The 21,418-nt window shown below is 38.2% G+C and carries 11 protein-coding genes and 1 CRISPR repeat array; all 11 genes read left to right on the forward strand.

The annotated features are described in order from the left end of the window. Positions 1-569 precede the first annotated feature (569 nt). Complete coding sequence (gene cas9 / locus KFO40_RS07025; protein ID WP_055229419.1) at positions 570-4,865, forward strand: type II CRISPR RNA-guided endonuclease Cas9; 4,296 nt, start codon at positions 570-572, stop codon at positions 4,863-4,865. A 926-nt stretch (positions 4,866-5,791) separates the two neighbouring features. Continuing rightward, positions 5,792-6,724: a type II CRISPR-associated endonuclease Cas1 gene (gene cas1, locus KFO40_RS07030; RefSeq protein ID WP_055229418.1), complete on the forward strand. Its 933-nt coding sequence runs from the start codon at positions 5,792-5,794 to the stop codon at positions 6,722-6,724. Beyond that, positions 6,724-7,056 carry a CRISPR-associated endonuclease Cas2 gene (gene cas2, locus KFO40_RS07035; protein WP_055229417.1) on the forward strand — a complete coding sequence of 111 codons (333 nt, stop codon included), beginning with the start codon at positions 6,724-6,726 and terminating at the stop codon, positions 7,054-7,056. The genes cas1 and cas2 overlap by 1 nt, the downstream gene beginning before the upstream one ends. Positions 7,057-7,162: 106 nt before the next feature. Next, a CRISPR array of direct repeats spans positions 7,163-10,738; the repeat unit is 47 nt; unit sequence GTTGTTTCCAATGGTTCAAAGATACTAATTTGAAAGCAAATCACAAC. Positions 10,739-10,839: 101 nt separating this feature from the next. Continuing rightward, positions 10,840-11,514 carry a hypothetical protein gene (locus KFO40_RS07040; RefSeq protein WP_055229416.1) on the forward strand — a complete coding sequence of 225 codons (675 nt, stop codon included), beginning with the start codon at positions 10,840-10,842 and terminating at the stop codon, positions 11,512-11,514. Between the two features lie 417 nt (positions 11,515-11,931). Next, positions 11,932-13,140: a tyrosine-type recombinase/integrase gene (locus tag KFO40_RS07045; RefSeq protein ID WP_055229415.1), complete on the forward strand. Its 1,209-nt coding sequence runs from the start codon at positions 11,932-11,934 to the stop codon at positions 13,138-13,140. 646 nt (positions 13,141-13,786) lie between these two features. Beyond that, positions 13,787-14,335, forward strand: coding sequence for a UpxY family transcription antiterminator (locus KFO40_RS07050; protein ID WP_055229414.1), 549 nt, complete (start codon positions 13,787-13,789; stop codon positions 14,333-14,335). A gap of 83 nt (positions 14,336-14,418) precedes the next feature. Beyond that, positions 14,419-16,353 (forward strand): polysaccharide biosynthesis protein, encoded by a 1,935-nt coding sequence (locus KFO40_RS07055; RefSeq protein ID WP_055229413.1) that lies wholly within the window; start codon positions 14,419-14,421, stop codon positions 16,351-16,353. A gap of 25 nt (positions 16,354-16,378) precedes the next feature. Next, on the forward strand, positions 16,379-17,698 hold the full coding sequence (locus tag KFO40_RS07060; protein ID WP_195591942.1) for a nucleotide sugar dehydrogenase: 1,320 nt from the start codon (positions 16,379-16,381) through the stop codon (positions 17,696-17,698). Between the two features lie 40 nt (positions 17,699-17,738). Beyond that, on the forward strand, positions 17,739-18,926 hold the full coding sequence (gene wecB, locus KFO40_RS07065; RefSeq protein WP_055229411.1) for a non-hydrolyzing UDP-N-acetylglucosamine 2-epimerase: 1,188 nt from the start codon (positions 17,739-17,741) through the stop codon (positions 18,924-18,926). Between the two features lie 5 nt (positions 18,927-18,931). Beyond that, the gene (locus KFO40_RS07070; RefSeq protein ID WP_055229410.1) at positions 18,932-20,146 is read left to right on the forward strand and encodes an NAD-dependent epimerase/dehydratase family protein; all 1,215 of its coding nucleotides are present in this window, start codon (positions 18,932-18,934) and stop codon (positions 20,144-20,146) included. Between the two features lie 40 nt (positions 20,147-20,186). Then, entirely contained in the window at positions 20,187-21,236 is a 1,050-nt protein-coding gene (locus KFO40_RS07075) for a polysaccharide biosynthesis protein (protein ID WP_055229409.1), read from the forward strand. Positions 21,237-21,418: the final 182 nt, after the last annotated feature.

Genomic DNA, 21,418 nt, shown 5'->3' on the forward strand with positions numbered 1-21,418 from the left:
TGGGCAGATCATGTTAATAGAATTATTGGGAATTATGGATAGGATATTAAATGGTATGTTAAGATTGACTAAGTATTAGAAATTTATGGACTTAAAATTATGTGAAATGTGATTAGAAGAATACCGATTAAGATGAGGTGTATAAAAAAAGTAAATCAACTTTATTTAATAGATTAAATGATCTTAGTTTATAAAAAAACAGGGAAACAGACTGTGTGCAGTCGTTTTGGCTTTTCCTTTTTAATATGATAGGGGCTCAATAATTTATCTAAGCAGGATAGACTCGATCCTTTTTATAAATTCTATGTCAATAGGTGTTTTTCTCCAATATGTAATTATTAGTCTGCTTTATTCTATCTATCGGTTATATATAGGCAGGATTGTTTGTTTTTATAAGTAATACAAAAAGGCGAGGCAAATGCCCCGCCCTTAATGTTTTCACAACGGAATAATCCTTATTGTGATTTGCTTCAAATTAGTGATACAAAGATAGGAAATTATTTTCATAATAGTATTTATTTATAGAAAAAAATAATATATTTGGGGTATTGTAATAAAACTGGTCAAATATGAAAAGGATTTTAGGATTGGATTTAGGCTCAAGTAGTATTGGGTGGGCATTAGTGAACGAGGCGGAAAGCAAGAATGAAAGGTCGTCAATTGTTAAGCTTGGTGTGAGAGTTAATCCTTTGACAGTAGATGAATCGATCAACTTTGAAAAAGGGAAGAGTATTACAACCAATGCAGATAGAACACTTAAGAGAAGTATGCGTCGCAATTTGCATCGTTACAAACTTCGCCGGGAGGCTTTAATAGAGGTGCTGAAGGAATGTAAGTTTATAACTGAAGATACAATACTTTCGGAAAATGGTAATCGTACAACTTTTGAGACATATCGTTTGAGGGTAAAAGCGCTAACAGAGGAAATTTCGTTGGAAGAGTTTGCGCGTGTATTGATAATGATTAATAAAAAACGTGGTTATAAAAGTAGTCGGAAGGCGGGAGGAGCAGAAGAGGACACGTTGATTGACGGTATGGATATAGCCAGGAAACTTTATGATGCCAATCTTACCCCCGGTGAATTATGTCTGCAACTTCTTTCTGCAGGGAAAAAGGTATTACCTGATTTTTATCGTTCTGACTTACAGAATGAACTTGACAGGATTTGGGAAAAACAAAAAGAATATTATCCTGGGATTCTTACTGCTGCATTGAAAGAAGAGTTGAGAGGTAAAAAACGTGATGCTGTTTGGGCCATTTGTGCCAATGCTTTTGTTTGGAAAGAAACCTATACAGAATGGAATAATGAAGAAAGCAAAAACGAACAAATAGAAAAGGAACATAAGTTGGAAGGTATTTATAGCAAACGAAAAAGGGATGAGGCAAAAAAGGAAAATTTGCAATGGAGGGTAAGTGGTTTGAAAGAAAAGTTATCATTGGAACAATTGGTTATTATATTACAAGAAATAAACACTCAAATCAATAATTCAAGCGGTTATCTAGGTACAATCAGTGATAGAAGTAAAGAATTGTACTTTAACAAACAAACTGTTGGTCAATACCTAATGGATATTTTGGATAACAATCCCAATGCAAGTTTACGGAATATTGTGTTTTATCGTCAGGATTATTTGGATGAGTTTAATGTGCTTTGGGAAAAACAAGCAGAATTTCATAAAGAATTGACGGGAGAACTAAAAAAAGAGATCCGTGATATTATCATTTTTTATCAGCGCAGGTTGAAGAGTCAGAAAGGATTAATCAGTTTTTGTGAGTTTGAAAGTCGACAGATAGAAGTAAAGATAGATGGTAAGAGAAAAATTAGAACAGTAGGTAATCGGGTGATACCCCGTTCTTCTCCCTTGTTCCAAGAATTCAAAATATGGCAAATACTAAATAATATTGAAGTAACAGCTGTTGGTAATAAGAATAAACAAAGAATGCAGAATGGTTCAAATGAACCGGACGATACGGAACAATTGGAGTTGAACGGCAGGCGTTATTTGTATCAGGAAGAAAAAGAATTGCTTGCCAAAGAGCTTTTTGTTCGTGATAAAATGACGAAGTTGGATGTTTTAAGATTATTATTTGATAATCCAGAAGAATTGGACTTGAATTTTAAAACGATTGATGGTAATAAGACGGGATATCTATTTTTTCAAGCATATAGCAAAATGATTGAAATGTCTGGTCATGAGCCAGTTGACTTCAAGAAACCCATTGAGAAAATAGTTGAGCAGGTAAAGTCTGTTTTTGTTCTTCTTAATTGGAATACCGACATTTTGAGTTTTGACTCAAATAAAGAGTTGGATAAACAATCTTATTATAAACTTTGGCATTTATTGTATTCTTTTGAAGGTGACAATACGCCAACAGGAAACGGGTGCCTAGTTCAAAAGATAATGGATTCTTATGGTCTTGGGAAGGAGTTTGCAAAGATTTTGGCAAATATTACTTTTCAAGAAGATTATGGCAGTCTGAGTGCAAAAGCCATTCATAAGATTTTACCTCATCTGAAAGAAGGCAATCAGTATGATGTAGCTTGCGAGTATGCTGGATATAGGCATTCAAAATCGTCTTTAACCAAAGAAGAAATAGCAAACAAGGTGTTGAAAGATAAGCTAGAGGTTCTTCCTAGGAATAGTTTGCGCAATCCAGTGGTGGAAAAGATTCTGAATCAGATGGTAAACGTAATCAACGCAATTATTGAGGCTTATGGGAGACCGGATGAAATCCGTGTCGAATTGGCACGTGAATTGAAAAAGAATGCCAAAGAGAGGGAGAAGTTAACCAAGTCCATAGCTGAAACTACAAAGACACATGAGGCACATAAGAAACTTTTGCAAGAGGAGTTCGGTTTGAAGAATGTAGGCCGCTCGGATATCTTGCGTTACAAACTTTATAAGGAATTAGAGTCACGTGGTTATAAGACTCTTTATTCCAATACCTATATTCCAAGAGAAAAGTTGTTTAGTAAGGAATTTGATATTGAGCATATTATTCCACAAGCGCGGCTTTTTGATGACAGCTTTTCAAATAAGACACTTGAAGCACGTAATGTAAATATTGAAAAAGGGAATAGGACAGCTTACGATTTTGTGAAGGAAAAATTTGGTGAAAGTGGAACTGATAATAGTTTAGATTGTTATTTGAATAATATCGAAGTATTGTTTGTCTCAGGGAAAATATCGAAAACTAAATATACTAAATTGAAAATGACAGAGCAGGATATTCCTGGTGGTTTTATTGAACGTGACCTTCGTAATACGCAATATATTGCTAAAAAGGCTCTGTCTATGTTGAATGAAATTTCTCGTTGTGTAGTTGCCACAAGTGGCTCAATTACTGACAAATTGCGCGAAGATTGGCAACTGGTTGATGTGATGAAAGAATTGAATTGGGAAAAATATAAGGCGTTAGGACTGGTTGAATATTTTGAAGATAAAGATGGAAAACAAATAGGCAGAATCAAGGATTGGTCGAAACGGAATGATCATCGTCATCATGCGATGGACGCTTTGACGGTTGCGTTTACAAAGGAGGTATTCATTCAGTATTTTAATAACAAAAATGCCAGTTTGAATCCCAACACAAATGAGTATGCAATAAAGAACAAATATTTTCAAAATGGTAGGGCAATAGCACCTATACCATTGAATGAGTTTCGTGCAGAAGCTAAAAAACATTTGGAAAATACCCTAATTTCGATAAAAGCGAAAAATAAGGTAATTACGAACAATATTAATAAAACGAAGAAAAGAGGTGGCGTAAATACAAAGAAGCAACAAACCCCACGTGGACAGTTGCATCTGGAAACAATCTATGGTTGTTGCAGACAATATTTGACAAAAGAAGAGAAGGTGAATGCTTCGTTTGATGTGTCGAAAATAGCGACAGTAAGTAGCTCTGTTTACAGGGATGCATTGCTAAAACGTTTGCAGGAACATCACAATGATCCGAAAAAGGCATTTGCCGGAAGGAACTCACTAGATAAAAAGCCCGTTTGGCTGGATAAGGAGCAAATAAGGAAGGTACCAGAGAAAGTAAAAACTGTAACATTTGAAACTATTTATACTATACGTAAAGAGATTTCTCCAGATTTGAGGGTTGATAAGATAATAGATTCAGGTGTTCGAAAAATGCTAACAGGCAGATTAAAGGAGTATGGGAATGATGCTAAAAAAGCATTCTCCAATCTTGATGAGAAACCTATTTGGTTGAATAAAGAGAAAGGCATACCCATTAAACGAGTTACAATTTCGGGAATCAGCAATGCGCAGTCATTGCATGTGAAAAAGGATAAGGATGGCAAACCAGTATTGGATGGAAATGGTAGAAATATTCCTGTGGATTTTGTTAATACAGGCAATAATCATCATGTAGCAGTTTATCGTAGGCCCGTTATAGATAAGAACGGTCAAATGGTAATTGACGAGAATGGCAACCTAAAGTATGAACTTGAAGAGGTTGTAGTTACTTTCTTTGATGCAGTAACAAGGGTAAATCTTGGTCAACCGATTATTGATAAGGATTATAAAGCGAGTGAGGGCTGGCAATTCCTTTTCAGTATGAAGCAAAATGAGTATTTTGTATTTCCAAATAAAAAGACTGGCTTTAATCCGAAAGAGATTGATTTACTTGATGCAGATAATTATGGATTGATAAGCCCAAATTTGTTCAGGGTACAGAAATTTACTCATAAAAACTATGTTTTTAGACATCATTTGGAAACAACGATCAAGGATACGAGTTCTATTTTGAGAGGTATCACTTGGATAGATTTTCGTAGTTCAAAAGGATTAGACTCTATTGTTAAAGTACGTGTTAATCACATTGGGCAGATTGTTTCGGTTGGGGAATACTAATTGAATAATACATAATAAATAATATATGTGTAAAAACAATGATGATCCTTGATGCTTTGACTCCTATTATTACAAATATAGAGATAGATAGGTGAAAGTTGAAATCTATATTTTTGACGAAATGTTTGGGTTGGCGCAAGGCAAAATTACTTGACTGTTTAGAGTACTGTGCTCCGCAGTTGCAAAACATTTCAAGAATATCTTTGTAGACAGTGAGCCAATTGAAGATTTTTGGAATTAGCTGCCACTGATGGTAAAATGTATCAGATGAGGTTATATCATCTGGGCATCATTCTATCTGTGGGTTACTGCATTGATGAAATTCAAACTACATATTTTGAATATGGGTAAACAGCGTACTGAAAAAATGTTTGATTGAGGTACTTGGGTATGAATGACAGACGATTAAAGAATTCGCAGAAACTGTTTAGAGAAAATTATTTTAAGTAATAATTTGTTTGTATTTGTGACATTCGTAGTAGCGAACGTTGTTTCCATAAGAGAATAATCGGTATTTATTTGCAAAGTGATGCTGACTGTGGAGCGAATGGTGATGTGATGAAGAGGTTTAATAAATAGAAACTGCTTGGAAAAATGTATCTAACGAGGTGATGTATAAACCGGAAGTTTTTTCCTATTGCAAAAAAAATCTGAATAATACAGAGTTGTATGATTTGAGTCGCATTCTTTCAATATCTTTAGATTATGTAAAAAATCCGGCTAAAAAGAACATGTTTGTATGTGAAAGATGAGGTGAAAAGTAGGATTTATTTTGATAATTCAATGGAAAGGTTGTGTTGTATACACTGGAAGAGTGAGTTACGAAGTGGTCATGCCATTATGGAACAGAAATATGATCGATTTCATACTAAATGATTTTATGATTACAAATCTGATTTTGAAACACTTTAATAAAAGAATGAATTATGATTAAGAAAACACTTTATTTCGGGAATCCGGTTTATCTATCGTTACGAAATGCACAGTTAATCATTAAACTGCCTGATGTTGAAAAGACAATAGCTTTGCCTGAAGTCTTGAAAAAACAGGCGGAAGTGACGAAGCCTATAGAGGATATTGGAATAATTGTGTTGGATAACAAACAAATTACCATTACTTCCGGTGTGTTGGAGGCTTTGCTTGAAAATAATTGCTCGGTAATCACTTGTAATAGTAAGAGTATGCCGGTCGGACTAATGCTTCCTCTTTATGGAAATACCACGCAGAATGAGCGTTTTCGTAAACAATTGGATGCTTCACTTCCATTGAAAAAGCAACTCTGGCAGCAAACTATTCAAGCGAAGATCAACAACCAGGCATCTGTACTCAAAGATTGTATGAACGAAGAAGTAAAGTGTATGCGTGTGTGGGCGGCTGACGTGCGTAGCGGTGATCCTGATAACTTGGAAGCGCGTGCTGCAGCGTATTATTGGAAATTCTTATTTGCTGGCATTGACTGTTTTACGCGAGATCGTGAGGGTGTTTCTCCTAATAACCTATTGAATTACGGATATGCTATTCTTCGTGCAGTAGTGGCTCGTGGGTTGGTAATAAGTGGTTTGCTTCCTACTTTGGGCATCCATCATCACAATCGATATAATGCTTATTGTTTGGCTGATGATATAATGGAACCTTATCGTCCTTATGTGGATGAATTAGTATTTAACTTGACACAGGAGTATGGAAAAGATGTGGAGTTGACAAAAGACATAAAAGCACGGTTGCTGACTGTTCCGACATTGGAAGTGGTAATTGGAGGTAAACGTAGTCCGTTGATGGTTGCCGTAGGACAAACCACTTCCTCACTTTACAAATGTTTCAATGGAGAAATTCGTCGAATAGCTTATCCTGAACGATAATGGATCGCTTTAGTGAATATCGTATTATGTGGGTACTTGTTTTTTTTGATTTGCCGACTGAGACGAAGAAAGAAAAGAAGGCTTATGCGGACTTTAGAAAGAATCTGCAAAAGGATGGTTTTACTATGTTTCAATTTTCCATTTATGTGCGTCACTGTGCTAGTAGTGAAAATGCTACAGTACATATAAAAAGAGTTAAATCTTTCCTCCCGGAGTTTGGACATGTCGGAATCATGTGTATTACCGATAAACAGTTTGGTAATATAGAACTTTTTTATGGAAAGAAAATGCAGAATGTTAATACGCCTGGACAACAATTAGAGTTATTTTAAAAAACAAAATCTCGCATTAATGCGAGATTTTGTGCTGGAAACAGACTTTTTTTCTTTTCTAATTTTCTTTTTAACTTGTTGGAAATCATTTTGTTATATAAAATATGTTGTTTCCAATGGTTCAAAGATACTAATTTGAAAGCAAATCACAACGCTGCTTCTCCGGCTGTTATGCAGGCTACAGTTGTTTCCAATGGTTCAAAGATACTAATTTGAAAGCAAATCACAACACTTGGAGAACTAGTTCTAAGATATATTTAGTTGTTTCCAATGGTTCAAAGATACTAATTTGAAAGCAAATCACAACACATCTATTCATTTAATTCTATCGACTTAGTTGTTTCCAATGGTTCAAAGATACTAATTTGAAAGCAAATCACAACACTTCTAACCTGATTCAGCTCCTTCTCGTCGTTGTTTCCAATGGTTCAAAGATACTAATTTGAAAGCAAATCACAACTAGTACAATGATTGGTACTAGTGCTGAATTGTTGTTTCCAATGGTTCAAAGATACTAATTTGAAAGCAAATCACAACAACAAGTCCGATCTGATCTACACGGTGAAGGTTGTTTCCAATGGTTCAAAGATACTAATTTGAAAGCAAATCACAACATTCTTTCGGATCGGAAAACCGAAACAAAGTTGTTTCCAATGGTTCAAAGATACTAATTTGAAAGCAAATCACAACGGGCGCGTTTACATCTGTAATAGTCCGTTTGTTGTTTCCAATGGTTCAAAGATACTAATTTGAAAGCAAATCACAACTGCCACCGCGTTTAATGTTGCTGCTTGGTGTTGTTTCCAATGGTTCAAAGATACTAATTTGAAAGCAAATCACAACTTCACCGTACGCTATTAACACGCTACCGCGTTGTTTCCAATGGTTCAAAGATACTAATTTGAAAGCAAATCACAACATTTCTCTTTCGATGTTACAAAGGTACGGCGTTGTTTCCAATGGTTCAAAGATACTAATTTGAAAGCAAATCACAACATAGTTACCGTAGTAAAACCGCCGTTTGCAGTTGTTTCCAATGGTTCAAAGATACTAATTTGAAAGCAAATCACAACTCGTCAGGGGTGTAAGCGTGTCGAGGTTCTGTTGTTTCCAATGGTTCAAAGATACTAATTTGAAAGCAAATCACAACGATAAGAGTTAAGACAAGCGACACGACAAAGTTGTTTCCAATGGTTCAAAGATACTAATTTGAAAGCAAATCACAACAGAGGATGAAGTGCTAAACATCAAACTAAGTTGTTTCCAATGGTTCAAAGATACTAATTTGAAAGCAAATCACAACTAATCGGTGATCGTCTTTCCCAGTCTTTGCGTTGTTTCCAATGGTTCAAAGATACTAATTTGAAAGCAAATCACAACATTAAAGGGACTATAAATAGATCAGCCTTGGTTGTTTCCAATGGTTCAAAGATACTAATTTGAAAGCAAATCACAACGCAGTGAGCGCATAACTGTTTGGGTCTCGCGTTGTTTCCAATGGTTCAAAGATACTAATTTGAAAGCAAATCACAACCTCATGCGTTTACGTTCAGCCAGATAATTCGTTGTTTCCAATGGTTCAAAGATACTAATTTGAAAGCAAATCACAACATGAACTTCTTATGCCTGAATTTATTGGAGTTGTTTCCAATGGTTCAAAGATACTAATTTGAAAGCAAATCACAACTTTATAATAAATGGCTTCCTAATATGAAAGGTTGTTTCCAATGGTTCAAAGATACTAATTTGAAAGCAAATCACAACCGTCATTGGCTGTGATGTCGATGCTTGTTAGTTGTTTCCAATGGTTCAAAGATACTAATTTGAAAGCAAATCACAACACTACGCATACAAGTTCATGTGTTTCGTTGTTGTTTCCAATGGTTCAAAGATACTAATTTGAAAGCAAATCACAACACTTCCGTTATATGTAGAGGTTTCTCCCAGTTGTTTCCAATGGTTCAAAGATACTAATTTGAAAGCAAATCACAACTCAATGTAATCTCCTGTATACACAGTTTCGTTGTTTCCAATGGTTCAAAGATACTAATTTGAAAGCAAATCACAACTCGAATCGAAATTATCGAATTATCGAATTGTTGTTTCCAATGGTTCAAAGATACTAATTTGAAAGCAAATCACAACTACGGAACAATAAAATCAAAAAATTATGGCGTTGTTTCCAATGGTTCAAAGATACTAATTTGAAAGCAAATCACAACATATTGAAGCTAGTCCTATCGTTGAAAACGTTGTTTCCAATGGTTCAAAGATACTAATTTGAAAGCAAATCACAACGAATTTCACGATGGTTTCAAGGATTCCGTTGTTGTTTCCAATGGTTCAAAGATACTAATTTGAAAGCAAATCACAACAGCGGCTGCCTGTGTTCTAACGGTCATGATGTTGTTTCCAATGGTTCAAAGATACTAATTTGAAAGCAAATCACAACGCGCACTGGAAACGTCTTTGAATGAAATTAGTTGTTTCCAATGGTTCAAAGATACTAATTTGAAAGCAAATCACAACACCGCCTGTATGCGAAGGATAGACTAAACGGTTGTTTCCAATGGTTCAAAGATACTAATTTGAAAGCAAATCACAACATGGTTAATCTACTTTTTCAAAGTGAACGTGTTGTTTCCAATGGTTCAAAGATACTAATTTGAAAGCAAATCACAACAACGGCTTGATAGACCTTTGGGCGCAGATGGTTGTTTCCAATGGTTCAAAGATACTAATTTGAAAGCAAATCACAACATTATGGTATTCGTTCTAATGCTAATCGTAGTTGTTTCCAATGGTTCAAAGATACTAATTTGAAAGCAAATCACAACTCTAGCATTAAACTCGTTATTCATTCGATTGTTGTTTCCAATGGTTCAAAGATACTAATTTGAAAGCAAATCACAACTTGATTAAATTCAGATCAATGATGTCTCCTGTTGTTTCCAATGGTTCAAAGATACTAATTTGAAAGCAAATCACAACACATCGAAGCCAGCCCTATCGTTGAAAACGTTGTTTCCAATGGTTCAAAGATACTAATTTGAAAGCAAATCACAACGACGTTCGATGTACCGGACGGTGGGATGTCGTTGTTTCCAATGGTTCAAAGATACTAATTTGAAAGCAAATCACAACGTATTCCGGGAATATCAGACCCTCGGTTCGTTGTTTCCAATGGTTCAAAGATACTAATTTGAAAGCAAATCACAACGTGCTACTTCTTCGGGAACTTCCGGTTCCGGTTGTTTCCAATGGTTCAAAGATACTAATTTGAAAGCAAATCACAACGCTACGATGTACGGGCGGAATATGGTACATGTTGTTTCCAATGGTTCAAAGATACTAATTTGAAAGCAAATCACAACGCAATCCCGTCCATTTATTAAAGTGGATGAGTTGTTTCCAATGGTTCAAAGATACTAATTTGAAAGCAAATCACAACATATTATATTCAGGTAATACACCGTCTTTTGTTGTTTCCAATGGTTCAAAGATACTAATTTGAAAGCAAATCACAACGCCGCTTCTGCTGCTCCTCAACAGCCTTATGTTGTTTCCAATGGTTCAAAGATACTAATTTGAAAGCAAATCACAACTTGTCCATGTCGTCTCTGATCCACTGACGGGTTGTTTCCAATGGTTCAAAGATACTAATTTGAAAGCAAATCACAACCGTCCTGTACTGCGTAGCCTCAATGTTCAAGTTGTTTCCAATGGTTCAAAGATACTAATTAAAAGTTGAATATAACATGGATGTGAAAAGCATAATGATATATGGCACTGAATAAAAGTACCGGGAACATGTATGCCTTCGTTTCACATACATATAACCCGATGAAAGGCGAATGTGAACACTCTTGTTCATATTGTTTTATGAGACGTAAACTTCTCCTGCCTCCCTTGCGTCTGGAGCTGAAGGAACTGAAAGTGAATCTGGGTGAAGGCAACTTTATCTTTGTAGGCAGCAGTACGGATGAATGGGCGGCTAATGTCCCGTCAGAATGGATTGAGCAGATACTGGACTATTGTGACGGTTTTGATAACAAGTATCTCTTCCAGTCAAAGAATCCCGCCCGTTTTCTGAAATATCTGGAGCATCCGGTTATGAAGAAATCCGTTCTTTGTACGACCATTGAGACGAACCGTTTTTATCCGGATATAATGCGGAATACTCTGGTACCTCAAGAACGTGCGGCTGCTATGCAGGAGATCGCCAACTATGGAATCCCCACCTATGTAACTTGTGAACCTCTAATGAAATTTGATCCGGCAGAATTGGTGGAACTGGTTCGTATGTGTTCCCCTTGGCAGGTGAATATCGGTCGTAACTCACGGTATGATATTACCCTTCCCGAACCGACTGCGAATGAAGTGAAGATGTTAAAGGCGGAACTGGAGAAATTTACAAAAGTTGAGGTTAAGGCGAATGCTTATTGCTGGATGAGATAGATTTTAATGTTTTGTATGAAGAAGAGGTGATGTTGTGGTGACATCGCCTTTTTTATTTGTTATGTAATATAATATAATGTTTCCTCCGCTCCTTTTTATCCTTTATTCCGGGACTCTAACGGAGTCATCTTTGTGAGTTGTTTTAAAATAATTACTAAAAAGAAATATTTGGAAAGTTCAGTGAATTGGAGATCTGTTGTATGGAAAGGGTTGGGAGTATAAAAAACAAGAATTAGTTATTAAAATAAGGTAAAGCAGTAAGTTATTTCGATTATTGTATGTTCTGTAGTGAGGAAATAGTGAAATGTGAATAATGAGGGAGTGATTATTGTTTAATTCAGATAAAACGTTTTATTCGGGTCATTCAATATCTATAAGTTCACGTTTGATTATATTTATTTAGAGAAATAATTTTATATGGCAACAGTAAAAGTTAAATTCCGTGCATCTTCCGTCGCAACGAAAGAAGGCACGCTTTTTTATCAAGTGATTCATAAACGTATAGTAAGACAAATACATACCGGATACAAGTTGTTTCCTGCGGAATGGGACGCGGTACATTCGGAGATTGTTCTGTCCTCAGTAACCAGTGAAAGTCGGAGAGATTACTTGCTTTCTTTGAAGAATTCTCTGTTGGAGGATAGTGTAAGGCTGAAGAATATTATAACCCGTCTTGAACGTTCGGGCATTGCTTATACTTCAGATAGTCTGGTGAAGCTTTATTGTGCATCCACAGAGAATAATGGTTTTGTATCCTTTACTCTAAATCTTATCAAAGAGTTAAATCAAATCGGGAAACACCGTACTGCTGAAACTTATATGACTACATTAAACAGCTTCATACGTTTCCGGAAAGGGAAAGATGTCCTGTTGGAGGAAGTTGATTCCAGTTTGATGATGAAATATGAGAGCTATTTAAAGTCTACCGGTATTTGTCCGAATACCACTTCTTATTATATGCGGAATCTTCGGGCTATTTATAATCGTGCTGTGGAGAAGGACTTGACGGTTCAGCGAAGTCCTTTTAAATATGTATATACAGGGATAGACAAGACGGTCAAACGTGCCATTCCGTTAGAGGAGATTCGTCGCTTGAGGGAGCTTGATCTAACAAGGAGCCCTTCTCTGGCTTATGCGAGGGATATTTTCATGTTTTCATTTTATACCCGTGGTATGTCATTCATTGATATGGCTTTTTTGAGAAAGAAAGACTTGCAGAATGGTATTTTGTCCTATCGCCGACAGAAGACGGGGCAACAGTTGTTCATCAAATGGGAAAAGCCAATGCAAGAAATAATTAATAGGTATGATACTCAGGGGAGCCCGTACCTACTACCTATTATACGAGATCTGGAGGCGGACGGAAGGAAACAGTACAAGAAAACTGCTCATTTGGTGAATCTAAAACTGAAGAAACTTGGGATGCAGTTAGGATTATCTATACCTTTAACTACATATGTTGCCCGCCATGCCTGGGCTAGTATCGCCAAAAGTAAAAATGTAGCCTTATCTGTTATCAGTGAAGCTATGGGGCATGATTCGGAAAATACTACCCGCATTTATCTAGCCTCATTGGATACTTCTTTGGTAGACAAGGCAAACAGTCTTATTCTTAATTCATTGTAGAAATGAGATAATCTACCATATAGCCATGAAACTGTAAATCGGAAATATGTATCAAGGGGTATGTATGATTTACTGTTGTTTTTTTACATATTAAAACTTTCCTAAAGTAAGGGCATAACAAAGTTAAACGGGAATCCGGAACGGTTTAATAGTCATTATGCATCATTCTTAATTCTATAATGATATCGTACTGGTTATTAAAGAGAAACTACAAGAAAGGATAATATTGATATAAGCTAAATTTGTTTAGCAAAATATAGTTCTCTCTATAAGAGAAATACTAACGGGTACAAAGGTACGTAATTTATTGGAAATAACAGCATAAAACATAATGTAATTTTGAGTAATTGCTTCTTCTAGAGAAGGACTTACTCAACAAATGTTTAATTATTATCGATTATATAATGATTATAATTATCTGATATCTATGTGATTAAATTAAATATTACATCCTGTTATTTATCTTATAGAGAGAAATAAAAAGTAAGGTTGTAAATAGACCTTGAATGCATCTTGTATGGTGAAGATGAGAAAGTTTAATAATAGTGGGGAGGGATCTCTAACTTTTGTGAAATATGATGATAACTGCTTGATATATAACGCTGTATGTAATCAGGTAGGATTAGAATTATTGTCTTGAGGTTTTATGGCGCTCCTGAAAGATGAACAACGAATGCATTGGTATGTGATGCGTGACCTCAAACGCCCTAATGCTAAGTTACCTGCTTATAAGCAGCTTAGTGATGAACATCTAGAAGTATTTACTCCTATGCAATGGCGGTTGAAGTTAAAAAATGGTAAGCGAATTCGTGAAGAAGTACCGTTTATGCAGGACCTGCTTTTTATCCACGATACAAGAGAAGTTCTAGATCTGTTTGTTCGTAAAATACCGACCCTTCAATATCGTTACCAGAAAGGTGGCGGTTATTGTCAGCCTATGATTGTTTCCGATTTGGATATGGAGCGTTTTATACGTGCTGTCAGAGGTTCGGAAAATCCTAAATATTATTTACCTGAAGAGATAAGCGATACGATATATGGTCGTATGATCCGTATTATTGGAGGTCCTTTTGAAGGTTATGAAGGCCGTCTGCTTACTACCCGTGGCTCTAAAGTCAAACGTCTTCTTGTCGAACTGCCTAATTTCTTTTCGGTGGGTGTAGAAGTAAATCCTGATTTGATAGAAATAATATAATTATGTACGATTTATACTATTATTCTAGTTGCTTATAATCAGCGTTGTAAGAATATATGATAATTAATTGGGGGATTTAAATTATGAAACACGCATTTGACCGTTTTATTCACTATTTACAGAAAAACTACTTTAGCTATTGGGTTGTATTGGGAATCGATACATTCATAGCTTTACTGTGTACTTGGGTGTCATTTATTGGCATTCATTATATTACGGAAACTTCCAAAGAAATAGTTTCGCTTTTCCATATCTTGGCGGTTTCAGTTATATCGAGTGTTTTGGGGGCTACTCTATTTCATACTTATCGTAATACGATTCGTTTTTCCCAGTTGAAGGAATTATGGAGGTTGGCGGGAAGTGTGCTCATAAAGGCTGTCTGCATAGCCATTGTCATTTGGTTTCTCCTGCCACAGACGGGATTACATAACAGTCAGAAAATAATTTTTGTACTGTTTGATGCTATGCTTACTTTTATTGTTATGGTTGGGTTTCGTATACAGTTGATTATTGTTTATGAATTCTTGCTGAATGTACTGAATAAAAAGAATATGCGTATTCTGATTTATGGCATTGATGATAAGAGTGTGGCATTGAAAGTCCGGTTACTGAACAGTTCTCATTATAAAGTTGTAGGCTTTTGTATTTATGGAACAGGTAATTCTATTCGGCGTGTGGCTGATCTTCCTGTTTATTCTTTTAAAGATGAAGATTGCTTCAATAAACTGATTCGTAAGAAATGTATCGGAGGCATCTTATTTGCCCGCTATGAAAATACCCGTGAAGAGGAAGACCGACTGCTCCAGTATTGCAAAAGAAGCGGATTGAAGACACTAATATCTCCAAGTATTAGTGAGGCCGATGAGAACGGAAGTTTCCATCAATGGGTACGTCCTATCAAAATTGAGGATTTACTGGGACGTTCAGAGATTCATATCAATATGGAGGAAGTGATGACCGAGTTCTGTGGCAAGGTTGTGTTGGTAACGGGAGCTGCCGGTAGTATTGGTAGCGAGCTTTGCCGGCAACTGGCTCAGATGAACATCAGGAAACTGATTATGTTTGATTCCGCCGAGTCTCCTTTGCATAATGTCCGTTTGGAATTTGAGAAGAATTATCCCGGTCTTGATTTTGTTCCTGTCATTGGAGATGTCCGTGTAAAAGAACGTCTTCGTATGGTGTTCGATATCTATCAGCCTCAGATAATCTTTCACGCCGCTGCTTATAAGCATGTTCCGTTAATGGAGGAAAACCCCTGTGAAGCTGTATTGGTCAATGTTGTCGGTTCCCGTCAGGTTGCCGATATAGCAGTGGAATACGGAGCTGAGAAGATGATCATGGTTTCTACCGATAAGGCTGTAAATCCTACCAATGTAATGGGATGCTCGAAACGTTTAGCTGAAATCTATGTGCAGAGCCTGGGCTGCGCCATCCGTGAGGGAAAGGTGAAAGGCCATACCAAATTTATCACTACCCGCTTTGGTAATGTACTGGGTAGTAATGGTTCTGTCATTCCCCGCTTTAAAGAACAGATCGAGAATGGTGGTCCTGTCACAGTGACTCATCCTGATATCATCCGTTTCTTTATGACAATTCCCGAAGCTTGTCGTCTGGTAATGGAGGCTGCCACTATGGGTGAAGGCAATGAGATTTTTGTCTTTGAGATGGGTAAGGCTGTGAAGATTGTTGACCTGGCTACTCGTATGATTGAACTTGCCGGTTATCGCCCGGGTGAAGATATTGAGATCAAGTTTACTGGCTTGCGTCCCGGTGAGAAGCTTTATGAAGAAGTTTTGAGTGATAAAGAAAACACGATTCCTACTGAAAATAAGAAGATAATGATAGCGAAGGTACGTCACTATGAATATGCTGATATCCTTGATATTTATACAGAATTTGAGAATCTATCCCGTACGGTAAAGATCATGGATACAGTGAAGCTGATGAAGAAAGTGGTACCTGAGTTTAAATCCAAGAATTCACCTCGATTTGAAGTTCTGGATAAGCAACCGGAATAATCTATAACACTAACATAAATCAACAATGGATACAAAAGATTTGAAGATTGCTGTTGCAGGTACCGGCTATGTTGGTCTTAGCATAGCAACGCTTTTGTCGCAACATCACCAGGTGACGGCAGTCGATGTGATTCCTGAGAAAGTAGATATGCTCAATCGTAAGCAATCACCTATTCAGGATGAATATATTGAAAAGTATTTGTCTGAAAAGACATTGAACCTGACTGCCACGCTTGACGGTGCCAAGGCCTACAGTGACGCTGATTTTGTGGTCATTGCGGCTCCTACTAACTATGATCCTGTGAAGAATTATTTCGATACCCATCATATAGAGGATGTCATAGACCTGGTTTTAAGTGTCAATCCTGATGCGGTAATGGTAATCAAGTCTACTATTCCTGTTGGATATTGCCGGGGACTTTATTTGAAGTATGCCCGTAAGGGGGGCAGGAAGCTTAACCTGCTTTTTTCTCCGGAGTTTCTTCGTGAAAGTATGGCTCTTTATGATAACTTATATCCAAGTCGTATCATTGTTGGTTATCCAAAATTTATAGAGAGCGAACAATTTAAAGAGGAAAATGAAGCAATCAAGGCTGTTGCGGATATTCCTGCCCTAGAGAAGGCTGCACGTACTTTTGCCGCATTGCTTCAGGAAGGAGCAATTAAGGAAGATATTCCTACCCTTTTTATGGGTTTGAAGGAGGCGGAAGCTGTTAAACTGTTTGCTAATACCTATCTTGCTCTCCGGGTATCTTACTTTAATGAACTTGATACTTACGCAGAGGTCAAAGGCCTGGATTCTGCAGCTATCATCCAAGGCATAGGACTCGATCCTCGCATTGGCACACACTATAATAACCCTTCATTTGGTTACGGTGGCTACTGTTTGCCAAAGGACACCAAACAGCTTCTTGCCAATTACGAGAGCGTGCCCCAAAATATGATGACAGCTATCGTTGAATCAAATCGTACTCGAAAGGATTACATTGCAGATGCAGTTCTTCGCAAAGCTGGTTGGTATGCATATAGCACAGACAATGAATTTGAGGCAGGGAAAAAGTCTGTTACCATTGGTGTTTATCGACTCACAATGAAGAGTAATTCCGATAATTTCCGCCAGAGCGCTATTCAGGGCATCATGAAGCGTATCAAGGCAAAGGGTGCAAATGTTGTAATTTTCGAGCCAACTCTTGCTGATGGAGAAACATTCTTCGGTTCATTGGTTGTAAATGACCTTACTAAGTTCAAAGTTTTGTCAAACGCAATCATCGCTAATCGTTTTGATGATTGTTTAGCAGATGTAGAAGAGAAGCTTTACACACGTGATATTTTCCGTCGCGACTAAGTATTTGCTGATAGGATGAACATATTAAATTGATACAATAATGGAACTCCGTACAGACTATTCAAATGTCAGTTTCCAGAATAATGGAAAACTGAAGTTACTCATTATCGTGGGTACTCGTCCTGAGATTATCCGCCTTGCAGCCGTCATTAACAAAACTCGTCAGTACTTTGACGTTATCCTTGCCCATACAGGACAGAACTATGACTACAACCTCAATGGCGTATTTTTCAAAGATCTAAATCTCAAGGAACCAGAGGTTTATATGGATGTAGTAGGTGATGACTTAGGCTCAACCTGTGGCAACATCATCAACGCAAGCTATAAGCTTATGGTAGCCACCAAGCCAGATGCTGTTCTTGTCCTTGGTGATACCAACTCTTGCTTGAGCGTTATTGGAGCAAAACGTCTTCACATTCCCATCTTCCACATGGAAGCAGGTAACCGTTGCAAGGACGAATGTCTCCCCGAAGAGACCAACAGAAGAATCGTGGACATCATTTCAGATGTCAACCTCGCCTATTCGGAGCATGCAAGAAGATACCTTGCAGAGTGCGGACTCCCTCGAGAGCGCACTTATGTTACAGGCTCACCGATGGCAGAGGTACTACATCAGAACCTTGCCGAGATTGAAGCATCTGATGTTCACAAGCGTCTTGGATTGGAAAAGGGCAAATACATTCTCCTCTCTGCTCACCGTGAAGAGAATATTGACACCGAGAAAAACTTTCTCTCGCTCTTCAACGCTATTAATACTATGGCAGAGAAATATGATATGCCTATCCTCTACAGTTGCCACCCACGTTCGCGCAATCGCCTTGCAGCTTCGGGCTTCCAGCTTGACCCACGTGTACAGGTACAGCAACCTCTTGGCTTCCATGACTACAACTGCCTCCAGATGAACGCCTTTGCTGTAGTTTCAGACTCAGGTACACTTCCAGAGGAGAGTAGCTTCTTTACTAGCGTTGGCCATCCATTCCCAGCAGTCTGCATCCGTACCTCTACCGAACGTCCAGAGTCACTTGATAAAGCAGGCTTCATTCTCTCTGGTATCGATACCAAAGGTCTTCTCCAGTCGGTCGATACAGCAGTAGAACTCGTCAAGAATGATGACTATGGTACACCAGTTCCTAACTATACAGATGAAAATGTCTCAACCAAAGTTGTCAAGATTATCCAATCATATGTTGGAGTAGTCAACAAGATGGTTTGGCGTAAAGAAATTTAAGAATCATGAAAGTTTTAGTTACAGGCGCAAAGGGCTTCGTGGGTAAGAACCTTTGCGCTCAGCTTAATAATATAAAGACCGGTAAGGCCAAGTGTTACGGCGACCTTGTCATTGACGAAGTATTCGAGTATGACCTAGACTCTACTTCCGAGCAACTCGACCAGTGGTCCCGAGAATGCAACTTCGTCTTTAATCTCGCTGGTGTCAACCGTCCTCAAGAACCAAAGGAGTTCATGGAGGGCAACTTCGGCTTTGCCACAGTTCTTCTGAACACCCTCAAGAAATACAAGAACAATTGTCCAGTGATGATTAGCAGCTCTATCCAAGCCACCCTCGCAGGACGCTTCGGCACTAGCGAGTACGGTAAGAGCAAGAAGGCTGGTGAGGAACTCATGTTCCAGTATGGCGAAGATACAGGCGCTAAGGTGCTTGTATATCGTTTCCCGAACCTCTATGGTAAGTGGTGCCGTCCTAATTACAACTCAGCTGTTGCTACTTTTTGTAACAATATTGCTAATGACCTTCCTATCACCGTCAATGACCCAACCGTAGATATGGAGCTCCTCTACATCGATGACCTTGTAGAGGAAATGATTTGTGCTCTCAAAGGTGAAGAACACCATTGTGAGTTCGATGGCGTTGAGACAGTCCTTACTGCTGATGGCCGTTATTGTACAGTCCCAATTACCCATCACGTCAAGCTCGGAGAAATCGTTGACCTGCTTTACAAGTTTCGCGATATGCCTCAGACCCTCATGATTCCTGAAATGCCGGCTGATTCATTCGCAAAACGCCTCTACAGCACCTATCTTAGTTATCTACCTAAGGACAAGGCCGTCTTCAATCTCAAAATGAACGTAGATAACCGTGGCTCCTTCACCGAACTTGTTCACACTCTCAATTGTGGTCAGGTCAGTATCAACATCTCTAAACCAGGAATCACTAAGGGGGAACACTGGCACCACACTAAGTGGGAACAATTCATCGTAGTCAGCGGTCATGGATTGATTCAGATGCGTAACGAAGCTAATCTCGATGCACCAATCCTTGAATACGAAGTTTCTGGTGATAAGATCCAAAGCGTCATCATGCTTCCAGGTTACACCCACAACATCATCAACCTCTCGGACACCCAAGACCTCGTCACTGTTATGTACTGCAATGAGATTTTTAATCCAGAAAGACCAGATACTTTTTTTGATCCAGTGGGCAAAGACTAAAAGATACAATTCAACAACAAATTATAAATAGTTATTAATTATGAATATTTTTACTGGTAAAACCCTTATGATTACCGGTGGCACAGGATCATTCGGTAATGCAGTCCTCAATCGATTTCTTAAGACTGACATCGCAGAAATCCGAATTTTCTCACGTGATGAGAAGAAGCAGGATGATATGCGTCATGAGTATCAGGCTAAGATGCCGGAGGTGGCCCATAAGATCAAGTTCTTCATCGGTGACGTCCGCAACCTCCAGTCGTGCAAGAACGCCATGCCTGGTGTTGATTACATTTTCCATGCAGCTGCATTGAAGCAGGTTCCCTCTTGCGAGTTCTTCCCTATGGAGGCTGTTAAGACCAATGTGATTGGTACTGACAACGTACTTACCGCAGCTATCGAAGCAGGCGTGAAAGCAGTTATCTGCCTCTCAACTGACAAGGCTGCTTATCCTATTAATGCTATGGGCATTACCAAGGCCATCGAGGAGAAGATCGCCGTTGCTAAGTCACGTTACTCAGGTAGCACCAAGATCTGCTGCACCCGTTATGGCAACGTCATGTGTTCTCGTGGTTCAGTTATTCCTTTATGGATTGATCAAATCCGTCACGACAACCCAATCACCCTCACCGAGCCTAATATGACCCGCTTCATCATGTCGCTCGAAGAGGCTGTCGATCTCGTATTATTTGCCTTCGAACATGGTCAAAACGGTGATATCCTCGTTCAGAAGGCTCCAGCTTGTACCATCCAGACACAAGCTGAAGCTGTCTGCGAGCTCTTTGGTGGCAAGAAGGAGGATATTAAGGTCATTGGCATCCGCCATGGCGAGAAGATGTACGAAACTCTCCTCACCAACGAAGAATGCGCCAAGGCCGAGGATATGGGCGACTTTTATCGTGTACCAGCTGATAACCGTAGTTTGAACTATGACCAGTTCTTCACTGAGGGTGATGCCAAGCGTTGCGAGCTCTCTGAATTCAACTCTGACAACACCTGTCGTCTGAATCTTGAGGAGACCAAGGCAAAGATTGCTTCGTTGGAGTACATCCAAAACGAGTTGAACGAAGTTCTAAAGCTTGCAAAGTAAAATCCAATTTTATCAGGATTTTGTCCAATAACTAAGTAGGCAACAGGTGTGAAGCTGCGGATCGAATCCGTTGCCTGCTACAAAATAATTCACAATGAACATCAAGATACAATGTAACCATTGTTTCGAGCCAATCACCATCTCCATAGAGGAATCTGACCTCGAATTTGAATCACTACCCT

It is taken from the genome of Bacteroides sp. 1001302B_160321_D4, from assembly GCF_015667765.1.
GTDB classification, from domain to species: Bacteria; Bacteroidota; Bacteroidia; order Bacteroidales; family Bacteroidaceae; genus Bacteroides; species Bacteroides xylanisolvens.